General features: G+C 38.1%; 12 protein-coding genes and 2 pseudogenes. 11 read left to right on the top strand and 3 right to left on the bottom strand.

Going from position 1 to position 18042, the window contains the following annotated elements; all coding sequences use genetic code 11:
• Positions 1–22: 22 nt before the first annotated feature.
• From SINDD18_RS06715 to SINDD18_RS06695, 5 genes and pseudogenes are all read left to right on the top strand, one after another.
• Positions 23–859, top strand: coding sequence for a LicD family protein (locus SINDD18_RS06715; RefSeq protein WP_061863561.1), 837 nt, complete (start codon positions 23–25; stop codon positions 857–859).
• Positions 856–1824 (top strand): glycosyltransferase family 2 protein, encoded by a 969-nt coding sequence (locus tag SINDD18_RS06710; protein WP_193750840.1) that lies wholly within the window; start codon positions 856–858, stop codon positions 1822–1824. The genes SINDD18_RS06715 and SINDD18_RS06710 overlap by 4 nt, the downstream gene beginning before the upstream one ends.
• 8 nt (positions 1825–1832) lie before the next feature.
• Positions 1833–3980, top strand: a complete 2148-nt coding sequence (locus SINDD18_RS06705; protein WP_061863559.1) for a LicD family protein — start codon at positions 1833–1835, stop codon at positions 3978–3980.
• A 3-nt stretch (positions 3981–3983) separates the two neighbouring features.
• Positions 3984–4694: a LicD family protein gene (locus SINDD18_RS06700; protein WP_061863558.1), complete on the top strand. Its 711-nt coding sequence runs from the start codon at positions 3984–3986 to the stop codon at positions 4692–4694.
• A 79-nt stretch (positions 4695–4773) separates the two neighbouring features.
• Positions 4774–7156: pseudogene (locus SINDD18_RS06695) on the top strand (MBL fold metallo-hydrolase).
• 167 nt (positions 7157–7323) lie between these two features.
• On the opposite strand, the gene SINDD18_RS06690 reads toward SINDD18_RS06695, so the two are convergent.
• Positions 7324–8802, bottom strand: a complete 1479-nt coding sequence (locus tag SINDD18_RS06690) for an oligosaccharide flippase family protein (protein WP_061863557.1) — start codon at positions 8800–8802, stop codon at positions 7324–7326.
• Positions 8803–9308: 506 nt separating this feature from the next.
• Here SINDD18_RS06690 and prfB point away from each other — a divergent pair.
• The 4 genes from prfB (at position 9309) to SINDD18_RS06670 (ending at position 13425) form a co-directional block, all read left to right on the top strand.
• Positions 9309–10404 (top strand): peptide chain release factor 2 gene (prfB, locus tag SINDD18_RS06685; RefSeq protein WP_153014433.1). Its coding sequence is split into 2 segments (ribosomal slippage): positions 9309–9380 and positions 9382–10404, totalling 1095 coding nucleotides; the frame shifts between segments, so codons are not numbered across the junction.
• A gap of 15 nt (positions 10405–10419) precedes the next feature.
• Positions 10420–11112: a cell division ATP-binding protein FtsE gene (gene ftsE, locus SINDD18_RS06680; RefSeq protein WP_061863555.1), complete on the top strand. Its 693-nt coding sequence runs from the start codon at positions 10420–10422 to the stop codon at positions 11110–11112.
• A complete protein-coding gene (ftsX, locus tag SINDD18_RS06675; RefSeq protein ID WP_061863554.1) occupies positions 11105–12031 on the top strand; it encodes a permease-like cell division protein FtsX in 927 nt (308 codons plus the stop codon). Before ftsE ends, ftsX begins: the two co-directional genes overlap by 8 nt.
• Before the next feature lie 239 nt (positions 12032–12270).
• Positions 12271–13425 (top strand): MFS transporter, encoded by a 1155-nt coding sequence (locus tag SINDD18_RS06670; RefSeq protein WP_061863553.1) that lies wholly within the window; start codon positions 12271–12273, stop codon positions 13423–13425.
• 239 nt (positions 13426–13664) lie between these two features.
• Here the strand turns inward: SINDD18_RS06670 and SINDD18_RS06665 are convergent, their stop codons facing one another.
• Positions 13665–14285 (bottom strand): TVP38/TMEM64 family protein, encoded by a 621-nt coding sequence (locus SINDD18_RS06665; RefSeq protein WP_049503131.1) that lies wholly within the window; start codon positions 14283–14285, stop codon positions 13665–13667.
• A gap of 136 nt (positions 14286–14421) precedes the next feature.
• Between SINDD18_RS06665 and SINDD18_RS06660 the strand changes: the two genes are divergently transcribed.
• Both SINDD18_RS06660 and SINDD18_RS06655 read left to right on the top strand, forming a co-directional pair.
• Positions 14422–17067: a DEAD/DEAH box helicase family protein gene (locus tag SINDD18_RS06660; RefSeq protein ID WP_061863552.1), complete on the top strand. Its 2646-nt coding sequence runs from the start codon at positions 14422–14424 to the stop codon at positions 17065–17067.
• A 132-nt stretch (positions 17068–17199) separates the two neighbouring features.
• A pseudogene (locus SINDD18_RS06655) lies at positions 17200–17406 on the top strand (hypothetical protein); the annotation flags it as partial.
• A gap of 10 nt (positions 17407–17416) precedes the next feature.
• On the opposite strand, the gene SINDD18_RS06650 reads toward SINDD18_RS06655, so the two are convergent.
• The coding region (locus tag SINDD18_RS06650) for a transposase (protein ID WP_193750839.1) at positions 17417–18042 on the bottom strand (626 nt) is incomplete at its 5' end.

Below are 18042 nucleotides of genomic sequence, written 5' to 3'. Positions count from 1 at the left end.
TATAGAAGAGGAAGAGAATGAGATGAGTGATTTAAAGGCAATTCAAGCTCGTAGCCTAGAGATGGCTGAATATTTTGTCGCCTTTTGTAAAGAACACGATTTACTCTGTTATTTGTGTGGTGGAGGAGCTATTGGAGCTCTACGAAATAAAGGTTTTATCCCTTGGGATGATGATTTAGACTTCTTTATGCCACGCAAGGATTATGAAAAATTAGCAGAGCTATGGCCTCGTTATGCGGACGAGCGTTACTACCTATCAAAAAGTGATAAAGACTTTGTAGACCGCAACCTCTTTATCACTATTCGAGATAAGGAAACAACTTGCATTAAGCCTTACCAACAAGATTTGGACCTCCCCCATGGCTTGGCCTTGGATGTTCTTCCCTTGGATTACTATCCTAAAAATCCAGAAGAACGTAAGAAACAAGTACGTTGGGCTTTGATTTATTCTCTCTTTTGTGCGCAAACCATTCCAGAAAAACACGGAGCTCTCATGAAATGGGGGAGCACGATTCTATTAGGATTAACTCCTAAACCCCTTCGTTATCGTATCTGGAAAAAGGCTGAAAAAGAAATGACCAAGTATGGACCAGCAGACAGTGATGGGATTACAGAATTATGCTCAGGTCCAGGTTACATGAAGAAGAAATACCCAATTCAAGCCTTTGAAGACAACATTTTCTTACCTTTTGAAGGAACAGAAATGCCTATTCCAGTTGGTTATGATGCCTATCTCAGCACAGCTTTTGGTGACTACATGACACCACCACCAGCTGACAAGCAAGTGCCGCACCACGATGCCCTTATAGCAGATATGGATAAGAGTTACACTGAATATAAGGGAGAATATGGAGCATGATGGAAGAAAAAATTAGTGTTATTGTTCCTGTCTATAATGTAGAAGCTTATTTGGAACGATGTGTAGAGTCTATTTTAAAACAGACCTATAGTAATCTTGAGATACTGCTTGTCAATGACGGTTCGACTGATAAGAGTGGTGAACTATGTGATCAACTTGCGCTGAGAGATCAACGAATTCGGGTTATTCATAAGGAAAATGGTGGTTTGTCTGATGCTCGAAATAGAGGAATTGATGAAGCAAGTTCAGATTTAATTGGCTTTATTGATAGCGATGATTATATTGACGAAGATATGTACGAGACTCTCTACCGTCATTTAAGAGAGGCCAATGCAGATTTATCAATGTGTGGTCACTACGATGTCTTTCATCAGATTCCTGAAAAACAAGTTTCAGAGATTAAAACTTGGGAACTTTCTTCAGAAGAAGCCATAAAAATGGTCATGGAAGCAAAGATTTTGTCTGTGACTGCTGTTAATAAATTATATAAAAAAGAACTCTTTAGTCATCTAAAATTTGAAGTTGGAAAAATTGCTGAAGATGCTTTTATTATGATTCGCTTATTGGATCAGTGCCAGAAGGTTGTTGCGACTAATGAGAAAAAGTATTATTATGTCCATCGTGAAAACAGTATTACTACACAAAAATTCTCATTAAAATTCTTAAATGTGATTGAGGCTTATGAGCAAAATGCGAATATAATAAGAGAGCACTATCCCGCAATCGCTGATGTTGCAACGATGCGTTTAAATTGGGCCTATTTCTATGTCTTGGATAGATTGTTGATTGATTCTGATTTTAAAGATAAAGTACTAGAAGATAAATTGATACACTATCTAAAACAGAATAGAGTGAATATTTTAAGAGATGCTAGATTTACCAATGCTAGAAAAATAAGTTTCCTAGCTCTACTATTCAGCAGAAAGCTCTACACACAAATTTTACTTGGTCAACATAACCGTTAGGAGAGAAAATGATTTCTATTATTGAGAAAAACTATTTTAAAATTAATCTGCTATTTTTATCAGTCATATCTTTTTATTGTATGGCGGGACTCATTGTTCCCCTTCAATTCATCTCTGCAAATAAATTTGTTACCCTAGGCATGACTCTTATGGGAGTTTTACTAGGTTTATATAATTTCTTTGTAAAAAAAGCTTATTTATTTGTGAGAAAAATTGAGTACTTAATCCTCTTTTTTGCCATGAATATTATCACAAGTTTACTGGTGATTAAGTATGGCTTTTCAACGAATATTAAGAACTTAGTAGTATTCTTTATCTATTTCTTTGCTATCTACCCAATCTTTCAAAACTTTAGTAAAGAAAAATCTCGACTTTTGTTTAACTTATTCTTCTCAGTGATTACGGTTACCAATACTATCGGAGTTTTTATTTCTCTTGTTCAATTCTTTATGTTGATTGGTTACAGAGTTTTCGACTATAAAGGTTTGTTGATTCGTCAAGGATTTGTTGAATCCCGTTTATTTGGTATTTTAGCAAGTCCTAACTATTTATCGATTATCTCCTTAATTATCATTATTTATTTATGGGTGAGACTTTCTACTTTAAACAAAATTGTTAAAACTCTAGCTATTTCATCCATTCTTCTTAATTTCGCTTATATCGTTTTATCTGGTTCAAGAACGACCTACATCTGTTTGGTTGTGGCCGCTTTTCTATATTCTTTGGTGAAATTTGAATTCCGTAACAAGCTAAAATCTTTTGTCGCTGTATTGTTAACAGTTGGACTAGTATTTTTATCCTATAATGGTGTCAAATATAGCAGTGATTTATACTTGAGAGCTCACTCAGCTGAAATTCAACGAAATAAGGAAAAAGGTGCAAACAATAATTTGACTTTGGAGCGAACTGATACTAGCGAAGAAAATATTTCAAATAACCGCTTTGCTATTTGGCAATCAACAGCTTCGTTCATTCCAAAGAGACCATTATTTGGTTACTCAGCAGGTAATTGGTATGAGTTAGGGAAAATTTATGATGCAAGTGCATATATCATTAAACAACATTACTTAACTCACAATGGATACCTAGAGTTATTATTCTATAACGGAATCTTTGGTATCGTGCCGATCGCTATTTTCATGCTCTCATTTATCTTTGCAAGTCTTAGAAAATTCAAAAAAGACAAAGAGGAAGATAGAATTGATCATGAGCTTGTTTCAGGATTACTGATGACCGTCGTTATCTTGATTTCTAACTTATTCTTGAGTTCAACCTTCTATGGTATCTCATTATTAGGTTGTATTCTGTTTATAATCTCAGGCTATTATTTCTCTGTTATTTCTAAAAAGAGAGATGGATACAGAAAACTATCTGAAGAAGAGATTAAAGAAGTAGAATTAGGGGTAATGGATTATATCCACAATCTCTGTGAAAGAGAGAATATTAGTTATTCTTTGGCTTATGGAACTCTATTAGGATCCGTTAGACATAAGGGCTACATCCCTTGGGATGATGATGTTGATATCTCATTGAAACGTGATGAGTATGACAAGTTATATCAAGCAGTTCTACGGGACAATGACCCTATCTACAAAGTAGTATCTTGGGAAAATGATGCTCGCTATCCTTATCCATTTTATCGAGTATATGATGCTCGTACCGTTTATGAGAATAACTATATTGAAAATGATATCGATTTAGGAATTTGCGTGGATGTTTTCCCATTTGATTATTATGCTGATGTCAATAAAGAGATGGTTAAACTAGATACCTATCGTAGACTTTCTGTTTATACTCTCTATGGTATTCATAGTAAAAATGCTGGATTTAAGAATCTTGTCAGATATCTATTAGTACTTGTTTTCCGTTTAACAAGAGTTAAAACTTGGAATAAAAAAATGAACATTCTCTCAATGCAGGCTAATGATAATGATTCTATTGATTATTTGATGGAAAATAAGAGAACTTCTACAAAATTTGAGAAGACGCTGCTTGATAAAGTAATGGACAGCCCATTCGAAGATAGAATTTATAAAATTCCAGAAGCTTCTCACCAGATCTTATCAGCTATCTACGGTGATGATTTTATGGAAATTCCACCAGTTGAAAAACGAGTGAAACATGATGATTTTGTCGCTTATATAAAAGAGGTGTAAGACGTGTTACAATGGTTAAAAAGAAGTTTGGCAAGTCTTTTAGGGGACAAGAAAGACCTCATCAAGAACTTACCAATCATTAAAAGTCTCAATGACAAAGCGAACGTTGAATTGGACTCCAAAAGAAGTGAGTTGTTAAAAGACAACTTTGAAGAGATTCTTCAAACGATTTATAGTTCTCCTTTAAAAGATTATGATATTTGGTTGGATTTTGGGACTCTATTAGGCTTTTTTAGAGAAAATGATTTTATTAGCCATGACCTGGATATGGACTTTGGCATCATTATTCCAGATTATCAACGCTTTGTAGAGGATGAACAATATCTCTTGGAAAGAGGTTTCTCAAGAACTAAAGAATTTTACTATAATGAGCAATTGGTAGAACTTTCTTATAGTTTTAAAGGATTGAATGTCGATCTTATTGTTTATGATAAAAAAGAGGAAACAATCTCCTCTGATACGATTTTCTTTATGATTAATGCTTTGGGAGTACCGACTCGCCACGAGGTCTATCATTATGAATTACCATTCAGTCAATTGCAAGTCGCTAACTTTAAGGGAGTAGATGTGAAAATTCCAGAGAATACTAGAGAATATATCAGTCACTTGTATGGACTTGATTTTGAAACTCCGAATACCAACTATAACTGGAAAGAAAATCCAATCTATAAACAAGGTGATGCTAACTTTGCTCGAGTTGTTTTAAAGAAATAAGCTAAGTACACTTACAAATGAATCAAAAAGTCTATTTGTGAATGTCTAGTGAAAAGTTTAAAAGAAAGAAGTGATAGATTTGAAAAATTTAAAGAAGACAATCTTATTTAGTATTATACTTTTGTCAGTTACTGCCAGTCACTTGCAAGCAGTAAAGGCAGACACTATCTCAGCAGGTTCTGGGAATCGTATTCACTTTATCAATACCAAGGGAGCTTCAGGAAGTGATGCCATTCTATTGGAAAGTAATGGACATTATGCCCTAATCGACATGGGAGAAGATTATGATTTTCCAGATGGAACGGATCCGCGTTATCCAAGCCGAGTTGGTATTACAAGGCAAAATGAGCTTGTTTTGGAAGATAGACTATTTCGTCATTTAAATCGACTTGGTATCCAAAAATTCGATTTTATTTTAGGAACGCACGTCCATAGTGATCATATCGGTGGCGCGGATGAAATTCTAAAACGTTATCCAGTCGGAAAACTTTATTTAAAAAAATATACTGATGAGAGAATTACCAGTAAATGGCGTTTGTGGGATAACCTTTTTAATTATGATAATGCACTCAATGTTGCTCGTGAAAAAGGAGTAACGATTGTTCAAGATATTAAGGAAGAAGATATATCTTGGTGGTGACTTAGATAATGCTGAAGGTGCTGAGGATAGATTAGGCCCAGAAATTGGCAAAGTAGACATGATGAAATGGAATCATCATTATGATGCTCAAATTTCAAATACCATTCCTTTTTTAGATTCTCTTTCACCTAGTATGGTTGTCCATACGTCTTCTTATGACGCAAATCTGGCTTCAACAAGAGATTATCTAAAAAAGAAGAATATTCAGGTTGTTCATGCTTCTAGTCTAACTAAGGATGCGACGGTATTTAATATTGCTGATTCTGGTTTTACAAATGTTTCTGATTCTTTCCCAGATATTCCTACAGTATCTGAAGAATGGTATCAAGAAGATGGTTACTGGAAATATCGTCTATCAGATAATGAAATGGCCATTGGATGGAGAAAGATAGATAATATCTATTATTTCTTTAATGGAAAAGGTCAGATGCAGGCAAGCAAATGGATTCATTTAAATGATAGTAGAGAAAAGCTGGAAGGCAACTGGTATTATCTAAATAGTAGTGGGAAGATGCAGTATGAGGGCTGGTTCAAGCAAGATGGTTCTTGGTATTATATCAGCTCTACAGGGGCTAGACTCTATAATGAACTAGCTGAAATAGGCGGTAAAAAGTACCTATTTGATAAAGATGGTAAAATGCTTACTGGCTCACAAGTTTTTAATGGCAAGAAAATGTTCTTTGCAAGTAGCGGAGCTTTAGAGACAGATGAGACAGGTTCTGGTTGGCAAAAGATTGAATCAAACTGGTACTACTTTGATGAAGAAGGAAAACAAATAGTTGGTAAAAAAGAAATCAATGGAGTAACCTACTACTTTGATGATAAGGGAGTTATGCAAACAGGTTGGGTCTCGATTGAAGGGCATTGGAACTATTTTGCAAGTTCCGGAGCGATGAAAACAGGTTGGATCAAGGATAAAGATACTTGGTATTACTTGGATAAAGAAGGTGTTATGCTAACTGGCCTACAAGAGATTGAAGGAACTCGTTATTATCTAAATGCAAGTGGAGCCATGCAAACAGGTTGGAAGTGGTTCGATAATCATTATAGCTACTTCACAAGCAGTGGAGCAATGAAGACAGGTTGGCTCAAAGATAAGGGTCTTTGGTACTATCTAGATAAAGAAGGTATCATGCAAACTGGCCTACAAGAAATTGAAGGTGCTCGCTATTATCTAAATGCAAGTGGGGCTATGCAAACAGGTTGGAAATGGTTTGATAATCATTATAGTTACTTCACAAGTAGTGGAGCAATGAAGACAGGCTGGCTCAAAGAAAACTATCTTTGGTATTATCTAGATAAAGAAGGTATCATGCTAACAGGTCTTCAAGAAATTGATGACACTCGCTATTACCTCAATGCAAGTGGAGCTATGCAAACTGGTTGGAAATGGCTTGATAATCATTACTACTACTTTGCAACTAGCGGAGCTATGAAGACAGGCTGGTTCAAAGATAAGGCCACATGGTACTATCTAGACAAGGAAGGCATCATGCTAACAGGTATTCAAGAGATTGATGGCTCTCGTTATTATCTCAATACTAGTGGCGCAATGGAGACTGGTTGGAAACAGTTGAATGGCAACTGGTACTATTTCCAAGCAGATGGTTCACTTCTAAGAAATGGAACAACACCTGATGGCTACAAGGTCAATCAAGATGGTATTTGGAGTTTGAAACCTGATAAAGAAGCCCAAGGAAGTTCAGAAGAGCCTAAGAAGGATTATGATAAGCCAGTAGATAAGGAAGAAAAATCAGCAGAAGCGATTGAAAAAGAGGAAGCTGAGGAAATAAAATCGACTTTGAAGGCAGATAAAGAATAAGTGCTTTTTACCTCTTACTAAGTCTTCGAGAAACTCCCTTTGTGTTGGTATTTCACTCACTACCTAGCTTTCTCATGAAATAGTATTTATATACATCTCAAAGAATCGATCAATGTTTTTAGAAGATAATTAAAACACCTATAAGGCTTAGCCTTATAGGTGTTTTGTTAACTTCTTTTGATTTTAGCACGAACTAGATCAAGTGCATAGTGGAGGGTTTTATCTTTTATTACAAAGAGAGTTAAGGCATAATAGATAGCACATCCGGCGATTGTAGATGCCACCATGCTGAGCATAGCCATATTCACTGTGTATGAATGAACTTGGAAGAGGATTTTAAAGGTATAGTAAATTGGGATAAAGCCAAGTGACACAATTGTGTAACGGGCTAATGTTCCGAAAATTTCTTTTAAATCCAAGAGTTTATGCTTCAGAATAAACCGTACTTCAAGTAGAACGACGATTGCCTCGGCAATAATCGTTGTTCCGATGTAGTATGCAGGAGTAAAGATGTTGTTGAAAAGGAGTAGAGAGTTTAGAACTACATTGACTCCACCGCCGATAAAGTAAAAGGCTGTTAATCGGTTTTCGTGGTCATTGATAAAGATGATTTGCTTTCCAAGGATTAATTCGATAGCCCAGATAATGGTTCGAAAGGCAAAGACGCTTGTTACAATTCCTGCTTCTATGTATTTCTCAGAAGAATAGATAACAGTAGCATAGGTTCCTAAAACCATAATTCCGATACTAGTCGGAATCATAAGGAAGAAAAAGAGAGCTGCTCCTTGATTGACCAAATACTTATAAGAATTAAAATCTTTTTTTCCTAAATAGTAGCCAAGTCGAGGAATGCTGACATTAATGGCTCCACTGAGGACACTAGCAATCAGCATGACGATACTTGAGGCAATGGTGTAGTAGGAGATGAAATTTTCATCAGGACCCTTAGTAATGAACATACGGTCTAGCAAGGTATAGAGCATATTAGCATTTGCTAGGAGTAGCATGGTCATAAGAGGCTTAGAAGCTTTGAGAAGTTCGATGACTTGGATCTTAACAAAGGAAACCTCTCGTTTAATCCATAGAAAGCTAAGTAGATAGTTGATAATGGTTGTCGCACTCATGATTGTAGCATAAGGAACAATATCATCAGGTGTCTTAACGAAGGCGAAGATAGCAACCAACATTCCAATACGAATAACTAGTGTTTTATAAAGGATAAAAGAATAATTCTCATAGGCTTCATTCATCCATTCGATATTCAAAAATTGGAAGAGAGCTTGGATTCCAAGGATATAGTAAAGGATTTTTAGATTGACAATACTAGTATCAAAATAAATAAAGAGGAAATAAATAGCAGTTGTTACAACTGAAGTAATTACTGAGATATAGAACAACTTAGAAAAGACATAATTAATCTTATTTTTGTCATCCTTTACTTTACTGATGGCTCGAATTCCATAATTGTAGATTCCAAAAGCAGCTAGCGGAATAACAAAACTTGCCCAGGTGTTAGCTGTATTAAAGTAACCATAATTTGATTTACTAAGAATTCGCGTTAGATAGGGATTAGTAATCAGGGGGAACACGATGTTTAAAATATTGACCAGCAAGCTAGCCAGAGCGTTGATTTTTATATTTTTCATGAAACTTTCTTTCTTACATTCTAAAATAGATACTAGTATTATATCACATTGCTACGTCATCCTTTTGATAAAATCTTTAAAATAAGATTTGCATAGATAGACTGCTAGCGTATGTTTACTAGAGTTAGGTTGGAAATAAGATAATGGTACAATTTAAAAACAACCATAACTTTAGAAAATCTATTTAAATTAGCTACAGAAAATATAAATTCTCATGTTTTACATGAGAGAGGAGCTCATAAAAAACACTGAACAAGTCATATTATGGAGAGAATCAAATTGCTTCTTTCTGCTTTTGAAGTTTTTACAGTTTTGAAATACAAAAGAATTTTGCTTGAAAATATTGATTAGCTTTGGGATGTTTTTTGATTCTTTACCCCCTAATTTGTTGAAAACATTTTCTTAGTCTTCAAATCGAAATATTTTGATAAGAAATTTTAAAAAACACCGATTAGATAAATAAGAAAAATTATGGTATAATAAAACGATACAAAAAAGGAGTATATATGGACATTTCAGAAATCCGTCAAAAAATTGACGCCAATCGTGAAAAATTAGCTTCTTTTAGGGGGTCTCTTTGACCTCGAAGGGTTAGAAGAAGAAATTGCCATTTTGGAAAACAAAATGACAGAACCTGATTTTTGGAACGATAATATTGCGGCCCAAAAAACGTCGCAAGAATTAAATGAATTAAAAAATACCTACAATACCTTCCATACCATGGAAGAGTTGCAGGATGAGGTTGCAATCTTACTAGACTTTTTAGCAGAGGATGAGTCTGTTAAGGATGAGTTGGTGGAGAAGCTAGCTGAGCTAGATCAGATGATGACCAGCTACGAGATGACCTTGCTCTTATCAGAGCCTTATGATCATAATAATGCTATTTTAGAGATTCACCCAGGATCTGGTGGAACAGAAGCCCAAGACTGGGGCGATATGCTCCTTCGTATGTACACTCGTTATGGTAACGCTAAAGGCTTTAAGGTTGAAGTCTTGGACTATCAAGCTGGTGATGAAGCAGGAATTAAGTCGGTGACCTTGTCTTTTGAAGGGCCAAATGCTTATGGACTTCTCAAGTCAGAAATGGGAGTTCACCGTTTGGTACGTATCTCACCATTTGACTCAGCTAAGCGTCGTCACACCTCGTTTACTTCTGTAGAAGTTATGCCAGAGTTGGATGATACTATTGAAGTTGACATCCGAGAAGATGATATCAAGATGGATACTTTCCGCTCAGGTGGAGCAGGTGGACAAAACGTCAACAAGGTTTCAACAGGTGTCCGTTTGACCCACATTCCGACAGGGATTGTCGTAGCATCAACTGTTGACCGTACCCAGTACGGTAACCGTGACCGTGCAATGAAGATGCTTCAGGCGAAACTCTATCAGATGGAGCAGGAAAAGAAAGCTGCTGAGGTTGACTCACTTAAGGGAGAGAAAAAAGAAATCACATGGGGAAGCCAAATCCGCTCCTATGTATTTACCCCTTATACCATGGTCAAAGACCATCGTACTAGCTTTGAAGTTGCCCAAGTGGACAAGGTCATGGATGGTGACCTAGATGGTTTCATCGATGCCTACCTCAAATGGCGCATTAGTTAATAGAAAGGAAGTCACATGTCAATCATTGAAATGAGAGATGTTGTCAAAAAGTATGACAACGGGACAACTGCCCTACGTGGCGTTACTGTAAGTATTGATGCAGGAGAGTTTGCATATATCGTAGGACCTTCTGGTGCAGGGAAATCAACCTTTATTCGTTCCTTGTATCGTGAGGTAAAAATCGACAAAGGAAGCTTGCAAGTCGCAGGTTTCAACCTAGTAAAGATTAAAAAGAAAGATATTCCGCTTTTGCGTAGAAACGTCGGCGTAGTCTTTCAGGACTACAAACTTTTGCCAAAGAAAACTGTTTATGAGAACATTGCCTACGCAATGGAAGTAGTTGGTGAAAGCCGTCGCAACATCAAAAAACGTGTTATGGAAGTCTTGGATCTTGTTGGTTTGAAACACAAGGTTCGTTCCTTCCCAAATGAACTTTCGGGTGGGGAGCAACAGCGTATTGCCATTGCCCGTGCCATCGTCAACAATCCAAAAGTTTTGATTGCCGACGAACCAACAGGGAACTTGGACCCAGATAATTCATGGGAAATCATGAACCTCTTGGAACGAATTAATCTTCAAGGCACGACAGTTTTGATGGCGACCCACAACAGCCAAATCGTAAATACCCTACGCCACCGCGTTATCGCCATTGAAAATGGTCGCGTGGTTCGTGACGAAGCGAAAGGAGAGTACGGATACGATGATTAGTAGATTTTTCCGCCATCTATTGGAAGCTTTAAAAAGTTTAAAGCGTAATGGATGGATGACTATTGCTGCTGTCAGTTCAGTAATGATCACTTTAACCTTGGTTGCTGTTTTTGCCTCAGTTATCTTTAATACTGCAAAATTGGCCACTGATATTGAAAATAATGTCCGTGTAATGGTCTATATCCGTAAGGACGTTGAAGACAATAGTGAAACCATTGTAAAAGAAGGACAGACCGTTACCAATAATGACTATCACAAGGTCTATGATGCCCTTAAAGCCATGCCAGCTGTCAAGAATGTTACTTTCTCAAGCAAGGAAGAACAGTATGACAAGCTGACTGAAACCATGGGGGAAGAATGGAAGGTCTTTGAAGGAGATGCCAATCCCCTTCATGATGCCTATATTGTAGATACCAATACACCTAGTGATGTAAAGACTGTAGCTGCTGAAGCTAAAAAGATTGAGGGTGTCTCTGAAGTTCAAGACGGTGGTGCCAACACAGAACGTCTCTTTAACCTAGCATCATTCATTCGTGTTTGGGGCTTGGTCATTGCAGGTCTCTTGATTTTCATTGCAGTATTCTTGATTTCAAATACCATTCGTATCACCATTATTTCTCGTAGCCGTGAAATCCAAATCATGCGTTTGGTAGGAGCGAAAAACAGCTATATCCGTGGACCTTTCTTACTAGAAGGTGCCTTTATCGGACTATTAGGAGCTGCTTTACCTTCAGCCTTGGTTTACTTTGTCTATAATAGAGTTTTCCAATCTGTTAACCCATCCTTGGTCGGACAGAATTTATCTCTGATTACACCAGATACCTTTATTCCTTTGATGATTGGTCTCTTGTTTGTAATTGGGATCTGTATCGGATCACTTGGTTCAGGAATCTCTATGCGTCGATTCTTGAAAATCTAAGTAAGATAGTTTACTAAAATCTATAAAAGTAGGATACCATCGAGGCTTCTCCGAGTCTGATGGTCCTACTTTTTATGTTGAACTTAGAAAGCAGTTGCTTGCCAATTTTTGGGAAACAGTGTATGATAGGAAAGGACCTTTTTGCTAAAAGAGTAATAGGGACTAGATGAAAGATATCTTTTATCTCTACAGTAATATCTAGCTCTTTTGACTTAACATAAATAATGAATGAGGATAAAATGAAACAATTTTTGGAAAAAGTGAGTATACTTTCCCTGTCGTTAGTATTGATCACATCATTTTCAATATCAAGTGCCCTACCAGCCATGTTTGACTATTATCAGGGCCACTCGACAGGTCAGGTCGAGCTCTTGGTCAGCCTTCCATCCTTTGGGATTATGGCCATGCTCCTCTTAAATGGAGTTTTAGAACGGATTTTTCCTGAACGTCTCCAGTTGACTTTGGGACTTTTGATTTTATCAATCAGTGGAACAGCTCCCTTCTGGTATCAGGGATACTACTTTGTCTTTGCCACTCGTCTTCTCTTTGGGATTGGAGTGGGGATGCTAAATGCTAAGGCTATCTCTATCATCAGTGAACGATACCATGGTAAGACTCGTATCCAGATGCTTGGTTTTCGTGGGTCAGCTGAGGTGGTGGGAGCCTCTATCTTGACTCTGGCAGTTGGTCAACTCTTGACCTTTGGATGGACTGCAACCTTCTTAGCCTATGTAGCAGGTTTAGTGGTTCTTGTACTCTTTCTTCTCTTTGTCCCTTATAACAAAGAAGAAGTTCATGAGTCTAAGCAAAAGACAGAAGAAGTAGCGAAACTAACTCGCTCCATGAAACAGTTGATTTTCTTTCTAGCTATCGGTGCTGCAGTCATTGTATGTACCAATACAGCTATTACCTTCCGTATTCCTAGTCTCATGATTGAGGCAGGCTTTGGAGATGCTCAATTGTCTAGTCTGGTACTCAGTGCCATGCAGTTGATTGGGATTCTGGCGGGAATTAGCTTTTCTTTCCTCATCTCTGCCTTTAAGGAAAAATTGTTATTGGTTGCGGGTGTAACCTTTGGTATTGGGCAAATCATCATTGCTCTTTCCCCTTCTATCTGGGTTGTCGTTGCAGGTTCTGTCTTAGGAGGATTTGCCTATAGCATTGCTCTGACGACAGTCTTTCAATTGATATCTGAGAGAATCCCTGCAAAACTCCTCAACAAAGCAACTTCCTATGCTGTTTTGGGATGTAGTTTTGGTGCCTCCTTAACACCCTTTGTTCTTTCAGGAATTGGCTTAGTAACAACGAATGGTCGAATGACTTTTATTATTCTAGGAGCATGGATGATTGTCACATCAGTCCTTGTTTCTCTCCTATTGAAAAAAGAAGCTTAACAAAAAGAGGTTGAGAAAAAATCTTTACAATCAGAAAAACGCATACTATCAGGTGTTGAAAAGCCTTGATACTATGCGTTTTATTTTTTCATTTTCTGATAATACTCTTCGAAAATCAAATTCAAACTGCGTCAACGTCGCCTTGCCGTACTCAAGTACAGCCTGCGGCTAGTTTCCTAGTTTGCTCTTTGATTTTCATTAAGTATAAAATTGAGTTTTTGATCAACTTTTTTTAGTGATCAGGCGAACATTTGCCAAAAGTAATCAATGATATAGGTCAAGCCGTATGTGTAAACGACCAGGGTAAAGGGCTTTGTAAGGATGATAATGGTCATGTAACGTTTGAAGCTCATCTTGGTCAAAGCAGCCAACATACAGAGAAAGTCCGCTGGACTAACCGGCCAAATCATCATAAAGATAAAGAATCGATCAAAGCGATTACCCTTGTCTAACCAACCGATGTACTTATCATAGGTACGCTTGCTGACGACAGACTGAACGAAGGGTGCTCCGTAGAGGCGAACCAGGTAAAAGATAATGGCGCAACCAATAACAATACCAATATAGTTGTAGATAGTGCCTATGATATGCCCGTAGATAAAGACACCTGCCACAGAGGTCAGAGCACCAGGAATGATAGGAACAACCGTCTGCAATATCTGTAAAAAGATAAAGAGTGGTGGCCCCCAGATACCGGCCTGTTGGATAAAGGCAGATAGGGTTTCCTTGGAATGCAAGACTCCAGCCTGATAGGCCCAGATACAGAAAATCAAAGTACCAACTCCACCGATGATGGAGGAAATATTAATTGCTTGCTGTAGAAGGGGAGAAACAGCTTTCATTTCTTTATCGTGTGACATGTAAACTCCTCTTGAGTAGTATGATTCTACTATACCATATTTTAAGGAGAAAGACTATATGGGGTACTTCATGTGACTTTGCCTCAAGTATGGTAAAATGGGAATAAGAAAATGGCAGCTTAGAATGAGGAAAATCATGTTAGGATTGAAGTTTAATGGCACTTGGCGCAACTACCAAAGACAGGTCTTGGATAACTTTCAGGAATATCAAGCAGATGGCCATGTCCACTTGGTGGCAGCACCAGGTTCTGGGAAAACAACCATTGGGATCGAGTTGATTGCCCGCTTTGATAAGCCAGCTCTGGTTTTGGTGCCGACTGTTACCATTCGGGAACAATGGGTGGACAGGATTCGTCAGGCCTTTTTAGAGGATGAGGACCAGATCACAAGTCTCGTGTCTCAAAATCTCAAGGACATGAAGCAAATCACTATCGCTACCTACCAAGCCTTTCACAGTGCTATGCAACAGGTGCAATCTCAAGAAGATAATGGCGAGGTTGAGGATTTTGTCGGCTTTGACCTGATTGCTAGACTCAAGGAAAAAGGAGTTGAAACCCTTTGTCTGGACGAATGCCATCACTTGAGAAATGAATGGTGGAAAAGCCTAGAAGATTTCCGTAAAAATTACCAACAACTGCAAGTCATCTCTCTCACAGCAACACCTCCTTATGACAGTGAGCCAGAACTCTGGGATCGCTATCTCCAGATGTGTGGTGAGATCGACCAAGAAATCACGGTGCCAGAACTAGTCAAGGAAGACACCCTCTGCCCTCATCAGGACTTTGTCTATATCTGTTTTCCAACCAAGGAAGAAGACAAACGCCTGGAAGAGTTTGAGGACACCAAGTGGCAGTATGTCAGCCAACTAGTCGTTGATCCAGATTTTCAAGAGTTGATTAAGAGTTCCAAGGTTTTCAAAGGGGAAATCTCTGCGGATATGCTCCTGGAAGATCCCAAGTATCTCTCAGCGCTACTCATTTATCTACAGGCTCAAAAACTAGAAATTCCCAAGCATCTACGAGATTTACTGGGGGCGGAAGGCTTGCCTGCACTTAATTACTACTGGCTCGAAGTCCTCTTGCAAGGCCTTCTCTATCAGACACCTGATTGGTATGAGGATCCACAGGGGACAAAGAAAAAGATAGAAGCCGAATTGAAATCAAGAGGATTGATTGAAAAACGTCAGGTCTTCTTGGTAAAATCCAAGGCCAATGACCAAATCCTCAATCAATCTCTAGGAAAACTGGCTGGCATCGCATCTATCTTTGAAACCGAGTATGCTAGTCTAGGTCAGGACTTGAGACAGTTAGTCTTGGCGGACTATATCCGCAAGGATTTTGCTAGTTATCTGGGAGATGACCAAGCACCAATCACGCAATTAGGTGTACTCCCATACTTTGAAACTATTCGCCGCAGTGCTCAGAAACAGGGGATTTCTGTTCCCCTAGCAGTGCTTTCGGGAAGTGTGGTTATCGTGCCAACTAGTGTTAGGGAGGAACTCCAAGCACTCTTGCCAACAGTCGCTTTGACCTTCTCAGCTATTGGTCAACTAGATCCAGATGTCTATCTTCAGGTAGGTTTCCCCTCAACCTGTAAAGGTATGGTAGGGGCTGTAACTGAACTCTTTCAGAGGGGTGCCATCCAGGTCTTGGTAGGCACTAAGTCTCTTTTGGGAGAAGGATGGGATGCGCCTTGCGTCAACTCTCTAATCTTAGGAAGTTTTGTCGGAAGCTTTATGCTCAGCAATCAAATGCGGGGCCGTGCTATCCGTATCTGGCCAGGGCATCCAGATAAGACCAGCAATATCTGGCACCTGGTCGCTATCAAACCTTACAAAAATCCAGCCTTTTCTAATGAAAATCAAGAAGAACAAGACCTCAATCCATATCAGGACCTACAAACCCTTGCCCGTCGTATGGACCATTTCCTTGGCTTGTCCTATAAAGAAGATACCATCGAAACAGGTCTGGATCGCTTGGACTTCCCTAAACCACCCTTTAAGAAAAATAAGATTCAAGCCTATAATCAGAAAATCAAGGAATTGTCCAAGGACCGTACCACCCTTCGCAAAAAATGGCAGGAGGCGTTGGTAGTTGCGGATAAGCTAGAGATTGTCAATGAGATAGCAACAGATCGCAAGCAGATCCCTCTGCTCACTCTTGTTGATGCTGAAAAATGGCTCCGTTATTCCTTTATGCTAACTGCCCTCAATCTCCTCTTTTATATCTTTAGGGTCCGTGGAACTAGTATTCGCTGGTTGTTTGGACTGAGCATCCTCTTTCTAGCCTACACTGTGATTCGCTATTTCTTTTACAAGAGTCCTTATGTACGCCTACGTCAGGTGGGTGAAGGTATTCGTAATGCCATGCTAAAGATGGGGCATCTTTCTGATGATCGGTCGCGCGTGCAGGTGGAAGAAGATAAGGATAGCTATTGCGTTTTTGCCTATCTAAAAGGTGGCAGTATGCGAGATAAGGAGCTCTTCTCTCAGACCTTGGGCGAATTCTTTGCTCCCGTGGACAATCAACGCTACCTCTTAGTAGCAAAAAAAGCACCAGAAGGTCAATCCAAGTATTTTGTAGTTCCTAGCCTCTTTGAAAAGCGCAAGGAAGAAGCTCAGCTCTTTCTAGACGCAATCGCACCTCAGCTAGGTGATTACCAGTTAGTCTACACCCGCAACGAAGCAGGCAGAAAAGTCTTACTCGAAGCTCGACTCAAATCCCTAGCCAACAAAAATGACCGCATCATAACTAAGAAAAAGGTAAAAAGTGCGTTGAAGTAGGGAGGGAGAGGAAGTTTTTCTGATAGGACTATGATATAATAATAGATAATTAACCATGTGATAAATTAGAGAGATAGTCTAAAGATATTGTTAGTAAAAATAGACAATTCTGACTAGCAAAAGGAAGTTTTTATGGCAAAGAGAAAAGATTTTTCTGAATTAACCAGGGTTCAAATCCCAGCAGCCTTGCATCTCATGCGTATGGGCTATACCTATCTTCCTCGTAATGGGAAAGAGATTGCAGAAAGAGATCCAGATACCAACATCCTTGTATCTGTTTTTAAGGAGCAATTTTTAAAATTTAATGGCTCTTTGTCAAATAGTGTTGATGAAGAATTTTAGGAAGGGATTAAGCAACTAATTGTTGCTTAATTCCTTTTTGTTTTGGGCCAAACATTTTTGTTATTAAAATAATCCTGTTCCTAAAATGGTAATAGTTTCTAAAGCCATAAGCATTCCTTTTGAGTACTTTTATTTTATTGTTTATTCCTTCGATAGGGCCATTTGTTCTAGTTGGATGCTCACAAGTATTTTGAATATATGGCAAGTAAGTAATTAGAGTCTTTAATACCCTTTTTAAACCAGGAGATAGGTTTAATTGTGTAGCTGCTTCAATCGTTTCCTTGAATTCTATATAATTTCTGTCCTGAATACATTCACGAAGTGAATGTACAACCACATAATCATTTTTAAGAGATGGATTGTTTTCTAAGATATAATCCACGATTCCTTTACTTGTTATGAAGCTTTCAAAAAGCTTATAACGATTATATTTATAGTTCTGAAGTTCATTAGGGTTCTTTAAAATTAACTTCCAATAATGTTTTAACTTTCGATATAATTTTGGATCTTTATAACGATGCTTATTCATGACACGTACCCTAGTTCGATTTAATTCTCTATTTAAGGCTTGTACGATGTGAAAAGGATCAATGATAATTTTAGCGTTAGGAAACATTTCTTTTATTAATTGAA

Origin of the sequence: Streptococcus infantis (assembly GCF_001579645.1) — a bacterium.
Taxonomy (GTDB): domain Bacteria; phylum Bacillota; class Bacilli; order Lactobacillales; family Streptococcaceae; genus Streptococcus; species Streptococcus infantis_E.
Note: the sequence above shows the minus strand (reverse complement) of the source record. Positions and strands in the feature narration are given on the sequence as shown.

Excerpts from the sequence above, each read along its gene's own strand:
- SINDD18_RS06715 (WP_061863561.1), top strand. The coding sequence starts at position 23 with ATGAGTGATTTAAAGGCAATTCAAGCTCGTAGCCTAGAGATGGCTGAA.
- SINDD18_RS06665 (WP_049503131.1), bottom strand. The coding sequence starts at position 14,285 with ATGTCACACGATAAAGAAATGAAAGCTGTTTCTCCCCTTCTACAGCAA.
- SINDD18_RS06705 (WP_061863559.1), top strand. The coding sequence starts at position 1,833 with ATGATTTCTATTATTGAGAAAAACTATTTTAAAATTAATCTGCTATTT.
- ftsX (WP_061863554.1), top strand. The coding sequence starts at position 11,105 with ATGATTAGTAGATTTTTCCGCCATCTATTGGAAGCTTTAAAAAGTTTA.
- ftsE (WP_061863555.1), top strand. The coding sequence starts at position 10,420 with ATGTCAATCATTGAAATGAGAGATGTTGTCAAAAAGTATGACAACGGG.
- SINDD18_RS06670 (WP_061863553.1), top strand. The coding sequence starts at position 12,271 with ATGAAACAATTTTTGGAAAAAGTGAGTATACTTTCCCTGTCGTTAGTA.
- SINDD18_RS06690 (WP_061863557.1), bottom strand. The coding sequence starts at position 8,802 with ATGAAAAATATAAAAATCAACGCTCTGGCTAGCTTGCTGGTCAATATT.
- SINDD18_RS06710 (WP_193750840.1), top strand. The coding sequence starts at position 856 with ATGATGGAAGAAAAAATTAGTGTTATTGTTCCTGTCTATAATGTAGAA.
- SINDD18_RS06660 (WP_061863552.1), top strand. The coding sequence starts at position 14,422 with ATGTTAGGATTGAAGTTTAATGGCACTTGGCGCAACTACCAAAGACAG.